The sequence below is a fragment of the Haemophilus influenzae genome (assembly GCF_003494325.1).
Classification (GTDB): domain Bacteria; phylum Pseudomonadota; class Gammaproteobacteria; order Enterobacterales; family Pasteurellaceae; genus Haemophilus; species Haemophilus influenzae_I.
In genome coordinates this window covers 530,297-546,394 of sequence record NZ_QQIK01000001.1, presented here as the reverse complement: position 1 = coordinate 546,394, position 16,098 = coordinate 530,297, and the positions used below count along the sequence as shown (strand labels likewise).

Here is a 16,098-nt window from a genome sequence, read left to right as displayed (position 1 = left end):
GTATAAAACTATTCATCACACAACACATACATAAGGAAAAGCTATGTTTGAACATATCAAAGCGGCACCAGCCGATCCAATCTTAGGCTTAGGCGAAGCATTTAAATCCGAAACTCGCGAAAATAAAATCAATTTGGGTATTGGGGTTTATAAAGATGCGCAAGGCACAACCCCGATTATGCGTGCAGTAAAAGAAGCCGAAAAACGCTTATTTGATAAGGAAAAAACGAAGAATTATCTGACTATCGATGGTATTGCGGATTATAACGAACAAACAAAAGCGTTACTTTTCGGTAAAGATTCTGAAGTCATCCAATCTAATCGTGCAAGAACAGTACAAAGTTTAGGCGGCACTGGTGCATTACGCATTGCGGCAGAATTTATTAAACGCCAAACCAAAGCACAAAATGTTTGGATCAGCACACCAACTTGGCCAAATCACAATGCCATTTTCAATGCTGTGGGTATGACCATTCGTGAATATCGTTATTATGATGCTGAACGCAAAGCCCTTGATTGGGAACATTTACTTGAAGATTTAAGCCAAGCAAGCGAAGGCGATGTGGTGCTTTTACACGGTTGTTGCCACAACCCAACGGGTATTGACCCAACCCCTGAACAATGGCAAGAATTAGCCGCACTTTCAGCAAAAAATGGCTGGTTACCACTCTTTGACTTTGCTTATCAAGGTTTAGCCAATGGCTTAGATGAAGATGCTTACGGTTTACGTGCTTTTGCGGCAAATCATAAAGAATTATTAGTGGCGAGTTCATTCTCTAAAAACTTTGGTTTATATAATGAACGTGTGGGGGCATTTACCCTTGTGGCAGAAAATGCAGAAATTGCATCAACTGCATTAACACAAGTGAAATCAATTATTCGTACACTCTACTCTAATCCTGCATCTCACGGTGGCGCAACTGTAGCAACGGTATTAAATGACACTCAACTTCGCCAAGAATGGGAAAATGAATTAACTGAAATGCGTGAACGCATCAAAAAAATGCGTCATTTATTCGTTCAGCTATTAAAAGAATACGGTGCAGAACAAGATTTCAGCTTTATTATTGAACAAAACGGTATGTTCTCTTTCAGTGGATTAACAGGGGAACAAGTGGATCGCTTAAAAAATGAATTTGCCATTTACGCTGTTCGTTCTGGTCGTATCAACGTAGCTGGAATCACAGAAGATAATATTCGCTATTTATGTGAAAGTATCGTGAAAGTGCTTTAATAGGGTTACAAATAATATATCCTCTAAAATATTGTAAGTAAAAAATAAAGCCTTGATTATCAAGGCTTTAATTTTATCTAATCATTAACAAATTCTCGGCAATGGTTCATTTGTTGGTAAATCTAATAATCGACTTTATCCAAAAATGCCCACTAAACGCACTTTTTTATCGGTTATCACTTTCCCAATCACAGCCGCATTTTTACCTAATGGATATAGAAATCATAAACTAATAATTTCTGTGGCTAATTCGTTAATAAATCCATGATGATGGGATGAAATCAAAATGGGTAAGGAAAGTTCTCGCAAAAGTGCGGTCAATTTTTCAGTATTTTTTCGATCTAATCCATTGGTGGGTTCATCTAATAATAAAATTTTTGGCTGCATCGCTAAAACACCAGCAAGTGCGGTAAAATTTTTCTCACCACCAGATAAGGTATGCACCATACGATCTTTTAAACGTGTGATACCAAGACGTTCTAATTGCTGCTCTGCGATGTGATACGCCTGCTCTCTTGGAATATTTTGGTTTAATGGCCCGAAGGCAATATCATCCAATACTGTTGGGCCAAAAAGTTGATCATCCGCATTTTGAAAACAAATACCAATCGTGCCACGAAATGGCGCAAAATCTTTTTCTTTACGACAAACTTTGCCAAATAGTTTAATTTCCCCCTTGGTTACTGGAACAAATCCCAACAAAGCAAGCAGTAAAGTGGTTTTTCCTGAGCCAATTTCCCCTTGGACGAAAAGACGTTTTTGACCTTCCAAGGTAAAACTTAAATCTTGAATAATCGCTCTACCATTGCGTTCTATATAAAGATTATTTACAGCTAACATTTATTTTTCTCTCTTTTTGCCAAACTGAAAACCACGACATTTTAAAGCCATTTGCGCCGTTTCGGCTTTTAATAGGGCATGAATCAATAATAAAGCGACACTTTGAGCGGTCACATAAAGGGTTCGGCGATTAAGCCCAGGACGAAATCCACGAGCTCGCATAGCAATATCCATTTTTTGACGCAATTCGCCAAGCAGTGCAATGTAACGTACGGTCAGCACAAAAAGTTGAATTAATTTTTCTGGCAAAGGCAATTTACCAATGGCTTGAACAAGTACTGCATCATTAATATTCCACAAAAAAAGCCAAAGAGAAATCAACAATAAATGAGTCCGCAAACTCAATTTTTCTGCTAATTCAATGCCTTGAAAATTGAGTTCAATGCCATTTTCTCCAATTTGCCAACTTAATGTCGCCCACATTAAAGCAATAAAAATGACTAAAGCAAACCAACGTTTAAGGTAAGGCAAAAAAGATTTTTGACTGAGCTGCAGTGAAATAAAAAAGAGAGAAACTGCAAGCACATTAAGGGAGATAAGCCAAGTAAGATCACTCAATCCACTAATGGTTAGCCCCCAGATAAACAGATAAATCAACCTAAAGTGCAGTTGAAATAAGCGATGAATTTTCATTAAGAGACATTCTGGGTACGATTCATGACTTCAGGATACATTTTACCAAGCAAGGTAATCACCCCTACGCTGATAATACTATCCAAAATAAATACCGGAAGATGAGAGACTAGCAAGAGCCAAACAAGATTCAGATAACTTTTTCCACCATCTAACATCAGCACAAAAGAAGCAAGCGCGCCTGCCCCGCCAACGCCAATTACGCCAGCTCCAATACCAACTAATAAGCGATCTTTTAATGCCATTTGTGGCTGTAAACGAGAACGGAAAAGATAATAAGCGATCACCGCTGGCGTTGCCATCACACAAAGATTGACGCCTAACACGGCAAATCCACCAAAAGAAAAGAAAATGACTTGTAATAAAAGTGCGATGAGGAATGCTGGAAAAACAGCCCACCCAAGGAATAAACCTGCCATGCCATTTAAAATTAAATGCACGCTACCAATTCCTACAGGCACATGAATGGTTCCTGCCACAAAAAATGCAGCGGCAAAAAGTGCGGTGAGCGGTAAACGTTCTGATTCTAAACGACGCAACCCCACGGCAATGCCCGCAACAGCAAGCACTGCGCCAGCTAATAAAATAGGCGTATGTAACACGCCTTCAGATAAATGCATTAAATACGTCCTTGTTTAATTTTACGCGCATTACGTAAAGCAATAAGTCCAGCAATACCAACGATATAACCGATTCCACCTAAAATATCATGCAAATAAATTTTATCTTTTAAATGTGCAATATCTTCACGAAGCAGCATTAAATCTGCACCGCTTTGATTTTCGGCAGAGGTATGAGCGGCAACAACCGACGCACGGTGTCCTTCATCGCCTTCCACCACCACTTTTAAGGTTGTGTGTGGCACATCAGCAATAGAAAGCTTAAATGCACCTTGGCGGTCTGTTTTTCCAGTTAAAACGGGATCAGAAACACCTGAGCGGAAAACTTCTAAATAAGTTTCAGCTGCTGGGGTCATATCAGAATAATAGGATTTGCCAGAGAGTGTTTGCCCATCATATTGGGCAAACACATAAAGTGCGTGGGCATAAGCATTCGGGAGATAGCAAGCCACAAAAAGTGCGGTTAAAAAAGCAAATTTTTTCATCCCAAATCCATATTATTGTGCGTCAAAAGTTAGCATATATTCCACAGTTCGACGATCGTAATCCGCATTATTTGTTACTTTTTCCTCAAACTCTGCCCATACTTTGTTGAAGCCTTTAGTTGGCGTAAATTGAGCGATACCTTTTTCATTAGTTAAATTGAACGGTGCATCTTCACTCACACCCACTTTAATGCCTTGAACGGGTTTACCATTATGTAAAACAAGGATAGAAAGCGGTTTATTCGCTTGTGCTTTTTCTTGAGGAATCAATTCGTATGCTTGTTGATGAGATTTGAAAGATTCAGCATCCCATTTCAAAATCGCTTTACCAAATTTAACAGGATTAGTACTAAATTCTGCTGTTGGTTCTTCACGTTTTGTTTTTTCAACGTATTTACCGCTTGGTAATTTTGACCATACACCATTATCGAAATGAACGAATACTAAATCTGATTTAGGCATAAGATAGGCTTCGCCATTTCTGAATTGGTAATCAACGGCAGTTAATTTGCCTTGCGCATTTAAGGCTTGAATAGATTTAAGTTTAGATTCTGGATAGGTTTCAGTTTGTTCATGTCCAAATTTCACCACGTATTCATCTTGCGATGAAGCAGGCTCAAGCCAAACATTGTGTGCGTTAGCAACAGACATACCTAAAAGTGCGGTTAATCCCACAGCGATTTTTTTCAATTCCATTTTGGATACTCCTTGTTTGTTTAAGAAAATCTAGGCGTATGATAAAATATGAAGTAACTTTAGAATCAAGTCATTTTTTAAGGAAATTGATGAAAATTGGAGCACTTGCTAAAGCCCTAGGCTGTACCGTAGAAACCATCCGTTATTATGAACAACAAGGTTTAATCCCGCCCCCAAAACGTACTTCAGGCAATTTTCGCCAATATAATGAAGAACATTTGCAACGTTTATCATTTATTTGTAACTGCCGAAATTTAGATATTTCATTAAGTGAAATCAAAAGCCTACTGAATTTAGAAAATACCTCCAAACAACAAGCAGAAGAAATTAATCGTGTGTTAGATAAACACATTAAAGAGGTGGCAACAAGGATTCACGAACTCGCCCATTTACGGATGAAATTAATGGAATTACGTGAAAAAACAGTCTCGAATGATGAAGATCCAATGAAATTGCTATTGCAACATAGTGGCGTAAAATTTGTGCGATTAAAATAACCGCACTTTTAGATTATGGCTGACTAGATAAACGCTGTTTTGCTTCCTTATTGCCTAATTCAGTGGCTTTCTTCAGCCATTCCAATGATTTTTCAGGTTGGTTTTGCGAGCGATAAATATTACTTAACATCATCATTGCATCTGTATCTTTAGCTCGAGCTGTACGTTCAAAAAGCTTAATGGCCTGCTCTGTATTTTGTTTGACGTAATCGCCACGTAGATACATAACGCCAAGGTTATTTAGCCCTTTCACACTGCCCTTCTCTGCCGCTTCGCTAAACCACCAATAAGCCTTTTCATAGTCTCTCACCGTGCCACGCCCAAGGTTATATAACATACCCAGATTACTTTGAGCAGTGGTGTTTCCCTCTAACGCCATTGGATACATAATATTGAAAACGTCGATCCATTGTTGTTTATTGGCAAACTCTTGTGCCAAATTCATTCTTGCTTGATCATCCATTTTCGGACTCGCTGTAACATCAACGGTTTTCATTGCCCAAATAGGCAAACTAAAACAAAGTAATACTATATGAAAAAATAACTTCAGTTTCATTTACAAGGTTGCTACTAAAAGTAAAATAAAAAATACGGCAGTAATCGCAAATTCGATTAGTCCAACTTGCATAACAGAAAGCTTTTTAGTGGGCAAATAAACGGCTCGCACTAATCCAGGCACAAAAGCTAATGCTAAAATAAATTGTTGCGAAACCACAAAAATCAGCACACATAATAAGTGAAAAATTACTGATGCCCAAAAATAACGTGGATTTTTTCGTTCACGCATCATTGATTTTACATAAAGTGTTGTTCCAATAAAAAATAATGTTGGATAAATCGCCACCCAAAGTATTTTTTCATCAAAAGTGCGGTCAGAAAAGTAATAGGATCCCATTCCAGCTAGAGCAAAAATTAAGATCCCTGCCAAGTCATTCCATAAATTGCGCTCATCTTTTTTCTTGGTGAAATAAATATTTACCATTACAAAAGGCAACATAGCAAACATAAAATAAAGCACTTGCCAATTATAAATTAACGCAGGAATCGCAAAAATCACGGCGGCAGCAAAATAAATCACAGACCATTTTTTATATAACTCAAGATTTTTACCTTTAAACAAATTCAAAAAAGGATAAGTCATCAAATAAAGCGAAAACCATCCTAATAATAAAAACATGTGCGCCCATACTGGATTAGCAAGCAACATACCGTAAATAAAAGGCACCAATGCCATAACAATAGCACCGTGCTGATTGGAAATAAGCAGTTTCATAATAATTAAATAATTGAGAATAATTGTCGGATATTTTAGCCTAGTAAAGAGGATTTTACAAAGTGGTAAAGGCTATTTAGAATAGAAGAAAACACCCCAAAGGAGAACCCTATGACAATTCAACGCATTTTACCCAGTGCACGTTTAAGTGAAGTTTCAATTCATAACAACCTCGCCTATTTTGCAGGGCAAGTTCCAGAATTAACCATCGAGCAAAATGCCTACGAACAAACCAAAGAAGTATTAGGTTTAATTGATAAATTGTTAGCAGAAATTGGCTCCAATAAAAGAAATATTTTAACTGCGCAAATTTTCTTAGCTGATATGAAAGATTATGCACAATTAAATCAAGCTTGGGATGAATGGGTCGATCATGTTAGCCCACCAAGTCGAGCGACAGTGGAAGCTAAATTAGCGGATCCTCGTTGGAAAGTTGAAATTGTTATTATTGCAACTTGTTAGTTTTTTAAGCCGAATAAACAGGAGAATATTATGGAAAATTGGAGCAATGAAATTTGGGTAGCAATTGGCATCGCTTTTATTGTTGGATTATTTATTGGTTACATTATTGTGCGTTTAACCAAAGGCTCCGTAAAACATCAAGCTAAAACAGAAGCTGAATTAAAAACAGTCAAAACCCAACTTGATACACAAAAGGCGCAAATCGAAAAACATTTCGCAGAAAGTGCTGAGTTATTCAAAACCTTAATTAACGATTATCAAAAACTTTATCGCCACTACGCAACCTCTTCCAATAACTTACTGGGCGAAAAAGATCAAAAAGGTTTATTTACCCAACAGTTAATTACTGCAACAGATAAATCTCAAAATGAACAGCCTAGAGATTATTCGGAGGGTGCATCAGGCTTATTTAAAGAAAATAAAGAAGAAAATTAAAAAGTGCGGCTAAAAATAGAAATATTTTTAGCCGTTTATTATTCTATTATTGCGTTGATTTTTTAGATTTTTTCCATTTCCAAAAAAAGAATAGTACAAGTAGCCCAATAAATATATAAATCACAATTTGACCTTTTTGAATTTGTGTATGTAGCCAATCTAAATTTTTAGCCCCCAATTCCCCAAGATAAATCCAAATAGGTACAGAAATAATCGCAGCACAGAAATCTATTAAAACAAAACGAACATAACTTACACGGCGTGTAATACCTGATACCATATAAATTGGAGCACGTAAACCGGGTAAAAATCGTGCAACAAACAGTACTCGATTGCCATATTGACTGAATTTTTCACGCACCATTCTTAAACGCTGTAATGTTACGATTCTACGTATTGGTCGGAAACGTAAAATTTTCGTGCCATAAATTCGACCAAGCCAATACATACAGGAATCGCCAGCAAGCACACCAATCATACTAACCAGCAACATCAAATGAGAATTGACATTTTCTGGATAAAGCCCCGCAATGACACCACCTGAAACTAATGTTATATCTTCTGGAATAGGTACACCAAATCCACAAATAATTAAAACAAAAAGAACAGCCCAATAACCATATTCAGTAAAAAATCCAATTAAAAATTCCATTTGTTCCTGCTTTTTTATTATATTAATAGATGTGATAAAAAATTGGTTCACATTCTAATCTTTTCAGGGTAAAAAACCTAGAAAAAGTTTGCTTTGAAAAGAGGGATATTCTATAATTCGCCGTCTCAAAGCGTGGCCAGTGCTTGTCTTTGAGAACAATATTTGGAAAATTGCTGGGTCGCCTGCAATTTTCTTTCTTTTAACATTAATTTAAAGAGAACATTAAAATGGCATTTAAATTTAACGCTGAAGTTCGTACTGCGCAAGGTAAGGGTGCGAGCCGCCGCCTGCGTCACAATGGTCAAATTCCTGCAATCGTTTATGGTGGCAGCGAAGAACCCGTTTCAATCATCTTAAACCACGATGAATTAAACAACGCGCAAGCACATGAATCTTTCTATTCTGAAGTGATTACTTTAGTGATCGGTGGTAAAGAAGTTGCAGTTAAAGTACAAGCAATGCAACGTCACCCATTCAAACCAAAATTGGTTCACATTGACTTCAAACGCGCATAATTCTAGTTCACGCATTTAAATAAAATAACAAAAAAGCTAAGACATTCATCTTAGCTTTTTTCTTACATATTCATTCTTTCTCAATAAATATCTAAACTTTAATTTTTGATCAAATAACGATTTTTGCAAGTTATTACGAAGATATTGAAAATATGGCTGGGGTACTAGGATTCGAACCTAGGAATGCTGAGATCAAAACCCAGTGCCTTACCGCTTGGCGATACCCCAATTAGAGAAATCTTTGATTAGATATAAAGAAGATTTATTTGATAGTATGGCTGGGGTACTAGGATTCGAACCTAGGAATGCTGAGATCAAAACCCAGTGCCTTACCGCTTGGCGATACCCCAACGACTATTTGACTTACAAAGCGATAAATGGTGCGGGACGAGGGACTTGAACCCACACACCTCTCGGCGCCAGAACCTAAATCTGGTGCGTCTACCAATTTCGCCAGTCCCGCAAATTTGGTGGCTACAGCGAGATTCGAACTTGCGACCCCAACATTATGAGTGTTGTGCTCTAACCAACTGAGCTATGTAGCCATCACTTAATTTGCTTAACCATATCGGCTTTGCGGGGCGTATTATGCTAATTTTGATGATCCTCGTCAAATACTTTTTTACAAAAAAAGTAATTTTATGTTTGTTTGGTTATTAATGAAGCATATCACTTATTTTTTATTCATTTAAACAACTTATATGGCTTTCTCAACAGCCAAATTTTTCCTAATCCTATTTTTTCTTTTATGCGTTCATTTATTGTTAATTAAAATTTATTTGACAAAAAATGCCTAAATCGTTATTTCTATACCCACTATTCTAAAAAAAACACAACATCTAGGAGTATCTTATGCCCCAGCTCTCAGCCGCCAAATTTGGCGGAACATCTGTTACTAACTACGATTCGATGACAGCTTGTGCAAAAATTGTCATTGCCGATCCCAATACATGCGTAGTTGTGCTTTCTGCATCAGCTGGTGTAACAAATTTATTAGTGGCTTTAGCAAATGGTGTAAAAGCGACAGAACGTGAAAAATTAATTGGCAATGATCTGCATATCACTTCAGGTGTGGCAAAGCGTATTTTTGATACTGTTCAATCTTATAATGTGCGAATGATTAGTTATGGGGCAAGTACCAACAATGTTTGTATGTTAGTACAAAGTGAACATTCTGATGAAATTGTACGCTCGTTACACAAATCCTTATTTGAATAAAATTTAAACCTAAAGTGCGGTGAAAAATCACCACACTTTTTCTTTTATATCATTGAGATTAAAGCCGAAAAAGAGTAAAGTAAACGGCTGTTCATTTAACTAATTTAACCGAATAAAAGGCGGAAATTATGGGAAAAAGCGTTGTTATCTTAGGCGCACAATGGGGCGATGAAGGTAAAGGAAAAATCGTTGATCTTTTGACGGATCGCGTAAAATACGTAGTTCGTTATCAAGGCGGTCATAACGCAGGTCACACACTTATTATCAATGGTGAAAAAACCGTATTACGTTTAATTCCATCTGGTATGTTACATCCAAACGTAACTTGCTTAATTGGTAATGGCGTTGTGGTTTCGCCTGAAGCATTAATGAAAGAAATGGGCGAACTTGAAAGCCGAGGTATTAAAGTTCGTGAACGTTTATTAATTTCAGAAGCTTGTCCTTTGATTCTGCCTTATCATGTGGCAATGGATCACGCGCGCGAAGCAGCCCTTGGCAAAAAAGCTATAGGTACAACTGGTCGTGGTATTGGCCCAGCTTATGAAGATAAAGTAGCTCGTCGTGGTTTACGCGTAGGCGATTTATTTAATAAAGAAGCCTTTGCCGAAAAACTCAAAAACATCCTTGAATACTATAATTTCCAATTGGTGAACTACTACAAAGTTGAACCTGTCGATTATCAAAAAACCTTAGATGATGTAATGGCAATTGCCGATGTAATCACAGGTATGGTGGCAGACATCACTACAATTCTTGATACTGCGCGCAAAAATGGCGAACATATTTTATTTGAAGGCGCACAAGGGACAATGTTAGATATCGACCACGGTACTTATCCGTATGTAACCAGCTCAAATACAACGGCTGGTGGTGTTGCAACAGGTTCTGGTTTTGGCCCACGCAATCTTGATTATGTACTTGGTATCATTAAGGCTTACTGTACTCGTGTAGGCGGTGGCCCATTCACGACGGAATTATTTGATGATGTGGGTGCTGAAATTGCACGTAAAGGTAACGAATTTGGCGCGGTAACCGGCCGTCCACGTCGCTGTGGTTGGTTTGATGCCGTCGCCATTCGTCGTGCAATCCAACTTAACTCTATTTCTGGTTTCTGTATGACTAAACTAGACGTATTAGATGGTTTTGATGAAGTAAAAATCTGTGTTGCTTACAAAATGCCAAATGGCGAAATCGTTGAATATGCACCGTTAGCGGCGAAAGATTGGGATGGTGTAGAACCAATTTATGAAACATTACCTGGCTGGAAAGAAAATACTTTCCGCGTCACGGATGTAAATAAATTGCCACAAAACTGTATTAACTATATTAAACGTATTGAAGAAGTGACTGGCGTACCTATTGATATTCTTTCAACTGGCCCTGATCGTGTAGAAACCATGATTTTACGTGATCCGTTCGCAGCTTAATTGCTTTAAATTTCTGACCGCACTTTTAAAAGTGCGGTCTTTTTTTATTATTTTTTACTATTCTTCGATAGAACGTAATAATTCGTTAATGCCTACTTTACCTAAAGTTTTTGCATCCACTTTTTTCACGATCACGGCGCAGTATAAGCTGTATTTTCCACATTTTGATGGAAGGCTACCTGATACCACCACAGAACCTGCTGGTACACGGCCGTAATGAATTTCGCCTGTTTCACGATCATAAATTTTGGTTGATTGACCAATGAATACGCCCATTGAAATAACACAACCATCTTCAACGATAACACCCTCAACCACTTCTGAACGCGCGCCAATAAAACAGTTATCGCCAATAATAGTTGGGTTAGCTTGTAATGGTTCTAACACGCCGCCGATTCCTACACCACCCGATAAATGCACGTTTTTACCAATTTGTGCGCATGAACCAACCGTCGCCCAAGTATCTACCATGGTGCCTTCGCCAACGTAAGCACCAATGTTTACATAAGATGGCATTAATACGCAGTTTTTAGAAATGTATGCACCTTTACGCACCGTTGCAGAAGGCACAACACGGAAACTTTCTTCAGCAAAACGTTCTTCGGTATAATCCGCAAATTTTAATGCCACTTTGTCGTAATATTTTGTTTCTGCACCATCAATGATTTGGTTATCGTTAATGCGGAAAGATAGCAATACCGCTTTTTTTAACCATTGATGTGTTACCCATTCGCCATCAATTTTTTCGGCTACACGATATTTTCCAGAATCTAATCCTTCGATCACTTCTTCAATTGCCGCGCGCGTTTCTGCATCAACGGTTTTTGGTGTAATTTCTGCACGTTTTTCAAATGCCGCTTCAATAATTGCTTGTAAATTTGACATAGAACTTCCTATATACGTTGTGAATAAAACGGCATTAGTTTTACCATATTTTAAACGGGCAAGCAAAACACCGAAAAAAATCACCGCACTTTGTAGAAACAAAACTGCGGTGATAATAAAAAGTTAGTTTGATTAAAAGATTGAAAGTGCAAGCCCCACGACAACAGACATACTAAAAACAACCATAATCATTGCATAACCAAAATCGCTCATTTTGTTCTCCTCATAAAAAAATAACGCAGACATTCTAGCAAGAATAATACGAAAAAATCACTTCTTTTTATAAAAAATTTGCAATAAAGATGACTAAATTCTCAACAAACCTTTATAATAGGAAAAATTTTTTAGGGATTTAAATATATGGCAACAATTAAAGATGTGGCAAAAATGGCTGGTGTGTCCACCACAACCGTATCTCACGTAATTAATAAAACCCGTTTCGTTGCAAAAGATACGGAAGAAGCGGTGTTATCCGCAATTAAACAACTTAATTATTCCCCTAGTGCTGTGGCACGCAGTTTAAAAGTCAATACCACCAAATCCATTGGTATGATTGTGACAACCAGTGAAGCTCCGTATTTTGCCGAAATAATCCATTCTGTTGAAGAACATTGCTATCGACAAGGTTATTCTTTATTTTTGTGTAACACACAAAATGATCCTGAAAAAGTCAAAAATCATTTAGAAATGTTGGCAAAAAAAAGGGTCGATGGTTTGCTTGTAATGTGTTCTGAATATACTCAGGATTCATTGGATTTACTTTCATCATTTTCCACTATTCCAATGGTTGTAATGGATTGGGGGCCAAATACCAATACCGATGTGATTGATGATCATAGTTTTGATGGCGGCTATTTAGCAACCAAACATCTTATAGAGTGCGGTCATAAAAAAATCGGGATTATCTGCGGCGAACTCAATAAAACTACCGCAAGAACGCGTTATGAAGGCTTTGAAAAAGCAATGGAAGAAGCCAAATTAACAATCAATCCGTCTTGGGTACTAGAGGGTGCATTTGAGCCTGAAGATGGCTATGAATGTATGAATCGTTTACTGACTCAAGAGGAATTACCAACCGCCCTATTCTGCTGTAACGATGTGATGGCACTCGGTGCAATATCAGCACTAACAGAAAAAGGCTTGCGTGTGCCAGAGGATATGTCAATTATCGGCTATGATGATATTCACGCCTCACGTTTCTATGCGCCACCATTAACCACCATTCATCAATCAAAACTACGTTTAGGCAGACAGGCAGTAAATATTCTGTTAGAACGAATTACTCACAAAGATGAAGGTGTTCAACAATATAGTCGTATTGATATAACCCCTGAGCTTATCATTCGAAAATCCGTTAAATCGATTTTATAAACTTAGCAAAAATAGACCGCACTTTTTAAACAATCCCTAAAAAGTGCGGTTCTTTTTTAGCTATTTTTTAGCTTTTCTTGATTATTTTCAAAATTTCTCTGAATAGCATTTGCCCTCCACCCTATTTTTAGTTATATCTATCGCTAACTGACAAATTTTATTTTTACTTTTAGTAGGAGTTCCTATGACACAAGAGTACAGTACTCTGCGCAATAACATTAGTATGTTAGGGCGTTTTCTAGGAGAAACCATCAATGATGCACAGGGCGAGGATATTCTCGAGTTAATCGAAAACATTCGTAAACTTTCTCGTAATTCTCGTGCTGGCGATGATAAAGCAAGACAAGCATTGCTCGATACGCTCGGTAGTATTTCTAATGAAAATATTATTCCCGTCGCACGTGCTTTCAGTCAATTTTTAAACCTCACTAACATAGCAGAACAATATCAAACAATTTCCCGTGAACATTCTCTTGCACAAAGTTCTTCTCAATCCTTAAGCGAACTTTTCAAACGCTTAAAAGAACAAAATGCTTCAGTGGAAGAGGTGCATAAAACCGTCGAAAAATTATTAATTGAGCTTGTTCTGACCGCACATCCAACAGAAACAACACGTCGTTCATTAATTCATAAACACATTGAAATCAATAAATGTTTAAGCAAGCTAGAACATCATGATTTAACGGAAAAAGAACGCAATATTATTGAACGTCTATTACTTCGTTTAATCGCTGAAGCATGGCATACCAACGAAATTCGTACTGTTCGCCCAACACCATTTGATGAAGCGAAATGGGGCTTTGCGATGTTAGAAAACAGTTTGTGGCAAGCTGTGCCAGAATTTTTACGCCAACTCAACGAAACCACCCGTGAATTTTTAGGTTACGATTTGCCAGTAGGATTAAAACCTGTGCGTATTTCCTCTTGGATGGGCGGCGACCGTGATGGAAATCCATTTGTTACCGCACAAATTACCAAAAAAGTACTTTATTTTGCCCGCTGGAAAGCGGCGGATTTATTCTTACAAGACATCAGCAAATTAGCCGATGAACTTTCAATGATGAAATGTAGCGATGAATTTCGTGATAAATACGGCGAACATTTAGAACCCTATCGTTTCGTAGTAAAAAATTTACGCAATCAACTTACAGCAACATTAGCTTATTTTGATGATCACTTATCTAATCGCACACCAAGAGTCTCCGAAAGCGAGATTATTTTGGAAGATAATCAACTGTGGGAACCGCTTTACGATTGTTATCAATCTTTAATTCAATGCGGTATGCGCATTATTGCGAATGGTTCATTGCTGAATATTTTGCACCGTATTAGTTGTTTTGGCGTGACACTTTCTCAAATGGATATTCGCCAAGAAAGCACCCGTCATACCGATGCCATCGCTGAAATCACGCGCTATATTGGTTTGGGCGATTACTCTCAATGGATGGAAGACGATAAACAGGCTTTCTTAATTCGTGAATTAAGCTCACGTCGCCCATTAATTCCGCAAAACTGGACGCCATCGCCTGAAACCAAAGAAATTTTAGATACTTGTAAAGTCATTGCTCAACAAAAACAAGGTGTAATAGCTTGTTATGTTATTTCGATGGCGCGCAGTGCCTCTGATGTTTTAGCCGTTCATTTACTCTTAAAAGAATCAGGCGTGCCATATCACATTCCTGTTGTGCCATTATTTGAAACCTTAGAGGATTTAGATGCAGCCGAAAAAGTGATGACTCAACTTTTCAATGTGGGTTGGTATCGTGGCGTGATCAATAATCGTCAAATGGTAATGATTGGCTATTCAGATTCGGCAAAAGATGCGGGAATGATGGCAGCCTCTTGGGCGCAATACCGTGCGCAAGAAGCCTTAGTGAATTTAACAGAAAAACTTGGCATTGAACTTACTTTATTCCACGGACGTGGTGGCACAATTGGTCGTGGTGGTGCGCCAGCACATGCGGCATTACTTTCTCAGCCACCTCGTTCCTTAAAAAATGGTTTACGTGTAACAGAACAAGGCGAAATGATTCGTTTCAAACTGGGTTTACCCGCAGTAGCAGTAGAAACCTTTGATCTTTACGCCAGCGCCATTTTAGAAGCAAATCTTTTACCGCCACCAGAACCGAAACCAGAATGGCGTACTATAATGGACGAGCTTTCCACGATTTCTTGCGATATTTATCGTGGTGTGGTGCGTGCCGATAAAGATTTCGTGCCTTATTTCCGTAGTGCGACGCCAGAACAGGAACTCTCCAAATTGCCGCTTGGCTCTCGCCCTGCAAAACGCAATCCAAATGGCGGCGTGGAAAGTTTACGTGCGATCCCGTGGATTTTTGCTTGGATGCAAAACCGTTTAATGCTGCCAGCTTGGTTAGGGGCTGGTGCAGCTATTCGTCAAGTTATTGAACAAGGCAAAGGCGATATTATTCATAAAATGTGCGAAAACTGGCCGTTCTTTTCAACGCGAATCGGAATGTTGGAAATGGTCTTTAGTAAATCGGATACTTGGCTTTCCCAACAATATGATCAACGATTAGTGAAAAAAGAACTTTGGTATTTAGGCGAAAATTTACGTAAGCAACTTGAAGATGATATTCAAACTGTGCTTTCACTTTCTCACCAAAGTAAATTGATGTCTGATTTACCTTGGATTGCAGATTCAATTGCATTGCGTAATATCTACACGGATCCACTCAATCTACTGCAAGTGGAATTGCTCCACCGTTTCCGTGAAAATCCAGAGCAAGTCAATCCCGATGTGGAACAAGCATTGATGATTACCATCACAGGTATCGCTGCTGGGATGCGCAATACGGGCTAGAAAGATGAAAAAAGTGCGGAAAATTTTCCGC

General features: G+C 38.1%; 18 protein-coding genes and 4 tRNA genes. 9 read left to right on the top strand and 13 right to left on the bottom strand.

Annotated elements, in window-relative coordinates; translation table 11 throughout:
* Positions 1–43 precede the first annotated feature (43 nt).
* Positions 44–1,234, top strand: coding sequence for an amino acid aminotransferase (locus DV356_RS02755; RefSeq protein WP_048954438.1), 1,191 nt, complete (start codon positions 44–46; stop codon positions 1,232–1,234).
* A gap of 222 nt (positions 1,235–1,456) precedes the next feature.
* Here DV356_RS02755 and DV356_RS02750 read toward each other — a convergent pair whose 3' ends face one another.
* Genes DV356_RS02750 through DV356_RS02730 form a run of 5 tightly spaced genes read right to left on the bottom strand, consistent with a single transcriptional unit; the run spans position 1,457 to position 4,508 of the window.
* Positions 1,457–2,074 (bottom strand): energy-coupling factor ABC transporter ATP-binding protein, encoded by a 618-nt coding sequence (locus DV356_RS02750; protein ID WP_048954439.1) that lies wholly within the window; start codon positions 2,072–2,074, stop codon positions 1,457–1,459.
* A complete protein-coding gene (locus tag DV356_RS02745) occupies positions 2,075–2,707 on the bottom strand; it encodes an energy-coupling factor transporter transmembrane component T family protein (RefSeq protein ID WP_005667287.1) in 633 nt (210 codons plus the stop codon). It abuts the gene before it with no gap.
* Entirely contained in the window at positions 2,707–3,327 is a 621-nt protein-coding gene (cbiM, locus tag DV356_RS02740) for a cobalt transporter CbiM (RefSeq protein ID WP_005667290.1), read from the bottom strand. The genes DV356_RS02745 and cbiM overlap by 1 nt, the downstream gene beginning before the upstream one ends.
* Complete coding sequence (locus DV356_RS02735; RefSeq protein ID WP_112074778.1) at positions 3,327–3,812, bottom strand: carboxypeptidase regulatory-like domain-containing protein; 486 nt, start codon at positions 3,810–3,812, stop codon at positions 3,327–3,329. Before DV356_RS02735 ends, cbiM begins: the two co-directional genes overlap by 1 nt.
* Positions 3,813–3,824: 12 nt before the next feature.
* Entirely contained in the window at positions 3,825–4,508 is a 684-nt protein-coding gene (locus DV356_RS02730; protein WP_005671602.1) for a DUF4198 domain-containing protein, read from the bottom strand.
* 89 nt (positions 4,509–4,597) lie between these two features.
* On the opposite strand from DV356_RS02730, the gene DV356_RS02725 reads away from it, so the two are divergent.
* Positions 4,598–5,005, top strand: a complete 408-nt coding sequence (locus DV356_RS02725; protein WP_012055477.1) for a Cd(II)/Pb(II)-responsive transcriptional regulator — start codon at positions 4,598–4,600, stop codon at positions 5,003–5,005.
* Between the two features lie 13 nt (positions 5,006–5,018).
* Here DV356_RS02725 and DV356_RS02720 read toward each other — a convergent pair whose 3' ends face one another.
* Both DV356_RS02720 and DV356_RS02715 read right to left on the bottom strand, forming a co-directional pair.
* Positions 5,019–5,561, bottom strand: coding sequence for a tetratricopeptide repeat protein (locus DV356_RS02720; protein WP_192882148.1), 543 nt, complete (start codon positions 5,559–5,561; stop codon positions 5,019–5,021).
* Positions 5,562–6,278: a YwiC-like family protein gene (locus DV356_RS02715; protein WP_048954442.1), complete on the bottom strand. Its 717-nt coding sequence runs from the start codon at positions 6,276–6,278 to the stop codon at positions 5,562–5,564.
* Between the two features lie 111 nt (positions 6,279–6,389).
* Between DV356_RS02715 and DV356_RS02710 the strand changes: the two genes are divergently transcribed.
* Together DV356_RS02710 and DV356_RS02705 are read left to right on the top strand one after the other, a co-directional pair.
* Entirely contained in the window at positions 6,390–6,740 is a 351-nt protein-coding gene (locus DV356_RS02710) for a RidA family protein (protein WP_005647339.1), read from the top strand.
* A 30-nt stretch (positions 6,741–6,770) separates the two neighbouring features.
* Positions 6,771–7,175 carry a Z-ring associated ZapG family protein gene (locus tag DV356_RS02705; protein WP_014550872.1) on the top strand — a complete coding sequence of 135 codons (405 nt, stop codon included), beginning with the start codon at positions 6,771–6,773 and terminating at the stop codon, positions 7,173–7,175.
* A gap of 46 nt (positions 7,176–7,221) precedes the next feature.
* On the opposite strand, the gene DV356_RS02700 is transcribed toward DV356_RS02705, so the two are convergent.
* Complete coding sequence (locus DV356_RS02700; protein ID WP_005653150.1) at positions 7,222–7,827, bottom strand: DedA family protein; 606 nt, start codon at positions 7,825–7,827, stop codon at positions 7,222–7,224.
* A 227-nt stretch (positions 7,828–8,054) separates the two neighbouring features.
* On the opposite strand from DV356_RS02700, the gene rplY reads away from it, so the two are divergent.
* Positions 8,055–8,342: a 50S ribosomal protein L25 gene (rplY, locus tag DV356_RS02695; protein WP_005633680.1), complete on the top strand. Its 288-nt coding sequence runs from the start codon at positions 8,055–8,057 to the stop codon at positions 8,340–8,342.
* 153 nt (positions 8,343–8,495) lie between these two features.
* Here the strand turns inward: rplY and DV356_RS02690 are convergent.
* From DV356_RS02690 to DV356_RS02675, 4 genes are all read right to left on the bottom strand, one after another.
* A tRNA-Gln gene (locus DV356_RS02690) sits at positions 8,496–8,570 on the bottom strand.
* A gap of 47 nt (positions 8,571–8,617) precedes the next feature.
* Positions 8,618–8,692, bottom strand: a tRNA-Gln gene (locus DV356_RS02685).
* Between the two features lie 28 nt (positions 8,693–8,720).
* A tRNA-Leu gene (locus tag DV356_RS02680) sits at positions 8,721–8,805 on the bottom strand.
* Between the two features lie 5 nt (positions 8,806–8,810).
* A tRNA-Met gene (locus DV356_RS02675) sits at positions 8,811–8,887 on the bottom strand.
* 307 nt (positions 8,888–9,194) lie between these two features.
* On the opposite strand from DV356_RS02675, the gene DV356_RS02670 reads away from it, so the two are divergent.
* Positions 9,195–9,560, top strand: a complete 366-nt coding sequence (locus DV356_RS02670; protein ID WP_005667312.1) for an ACT domain-containing protein — start codon at positions 9,195–9,197, stop codon at positions 9,558–9,560.
* Between the two features lie 128 nt (positions 9,561–9,688).
* A complete protein-coding gene (gene purA / locus DV356_RS02665; RefSeq protein ID WP_005667315.1) occupies positions 9,689–10,987 on the top strand; it encodes an adenylosuccinate synthase in 1,299 nt (432 codons plus the stop codon).
* A 57-nt stretch (positions 10,988–11,044) separates the two neighbouring features.
* Here the strand turns inward: purA and dapD are convergent, their stop codons facing one another.
* Positions 11,045–11,872, bottom strand: a complete 828-nt coding sequence (gene dapD, locus DV356_RS02660) for a 2,3,4,5-tetrahydropyridine-2,6-dicarboxylate N-succinyltransferase (RefSeq protein WP_005657060.1) — start codon at positions 11,870–11,872, stop codon at positions 11,045–11,047.
* A 360-nt stretch (positions 11,873–12,232) separates the two neighbouring features.
* Between dapD and purR the strand changes: the two genes are divergently transcribed.
* Positions 12,233–13,243 carry an HTH-type transcriptional repressor PurR gene (gene purR / locus DV356_RS02655; RefSeq protein ID WP_038441314.1) on the top strand — a complete coding sequence of 337 codons (1,011 nt, stop codon included), beginning with the start codon at positions 12,233–12,235 and terminating at the stop codon, positions 13,241–13,243.
* Positions 13,244–13,427: 184 nt separating this feature from the next.
* Positions 13,428–16,067 carry a phosphoenolpyruvate carboxylase gene (ppc, locus tag DV356_RS02650; protein ID WP_118806484.1) on the top strand — a complete coding sequence of 880 codons (2,640 nt, stop codon included), beginning with the start codon at positions 13,428–13,430 and terminating at the stop codon, positions 16,065–16,067.
* Positions 16,068–16,098: the final 31 nt, after the last annotated feature.

Bases quoted from the DNA above. Each gene is read 5' to 3' on its own strand.
- DV356_RS02755 (WP_048954438.1), top strand. From the start codon at position 44: ATGTTTGAACATATCAAAGCGGCACCAGCCGATCCAATCTTAGGCTTA.
- DV356_RS02750 (WP_048954439.1), bottom strand. From the start codon at position 2,074: ATGTTAGCTGTAAATAATCTTTATATAGAACGCAATGGTAGAGCGATT.
- DV356_RS02745 (WP_005667287.1), bottom strand. From the start codon at position 2,707: ATGAAAATTCATCGCTTATTTCAACTGCACTTTAGGTTGATTTATCTG.
- cbiM (WP_005667290.1), bottom strand. From the start codon at position 3,327: ATGCATTTATCTGAAGGCGTGTTACATACGCCTATTTTATTAGCTGGC.
- DV356_RS02735 (WP_112074778.1), bottom strand. From the start codon at position 3,812: ATGAAAAAATTTGCTTTTTTAACCGCACTTTTTGTGGCTTGCTATCTC.
- DV356_RS02730 (WP_005671602.1), bottom strand. From the start codon at position 4,508: ATGGAATTGAAAAAAATCGCTGTGGGATTAACCGCACTTTTAGGTATG.
- DV356_RS02725 (WP_012055477.1), top strand. From the start codon at position 4,598: ATGAAAATTGGAGCACTTGCTAAAGCCCTAGGCTGTACCGTAGAAACC.
- DV356_RS02720 (WP_192882148.1), bottom strand. From the start codon at position 5,561: ATGAAACTGAAGTTATTTTTTCATATAGTATTACTTTGTTTTAGTTTG.
- DV356_RS02715 (WP_048954442.1), bottom strand. From the start codon at position 6,278: ATGAAACTGCTTATTTCCAATCAGCACGGTGCTATTGTTATGGCATTG.
- DV356_RS02710 (WP_005647339.1), top strand. From the start codon at position 6,390: ATGACAATTCAACGCATTTTACCCAGTGCACGTTTAAGTGAAGTTTCA.
- DV356_RS02705 (WP_014550872.1), top strand. From the start codon at position 6,771: ATGGAAAATTGGAGCAATGAAATTTGGGTAGCAATTGGCATCGCTTTT.
- DV356_RS02700 (WP_005653150.1), bottom strand. From the start codon at position 7,827: ATGGAATTTTTAATTGGATTTTTTACTGAATATGGTTATTGGGCTGTT.
- rplY (WP_005633680.1), top strand. From the start codon at position 8,055: ATGGCATTTAAATTTAACGCTGAAGTTCGTACTGCGCAAGGTAAGGGT.
- DV356_RS02670 (WP_005667312.1), top strand. From the start codon at position 9,195: ATGCCCCAGCTCTCAGCCGCCAAATTTGGCGGAACATCTGTTACTAAC.
- purA (WP_005667315.1), top strand. From the start codon at position 9,689: ATGGGAAAAAGCGTTGTTATCTTAGGCGCACAATGGGGCGATGAAGGT.
- dapD (WP_005657060.1), bottom strand. From the start codon at position 11,872: ATGTCAAATTTACAAGCAATTATTGAAGCGGCATTTGAAAAACGTGCA.
- purR (WP_038441314.1), top strand. From the start codon at position 12,233: ATGGCAACAATTAAAGATGTGGCAAAAATGGCTGGTGTGTCCACCACA.
- ppc (WP_118806484.1), top strand. From the start codon at position 13,428: ATGACACAAGAGTACAGTACTCTGCGCAATAACATTAGTATGTTAGGG.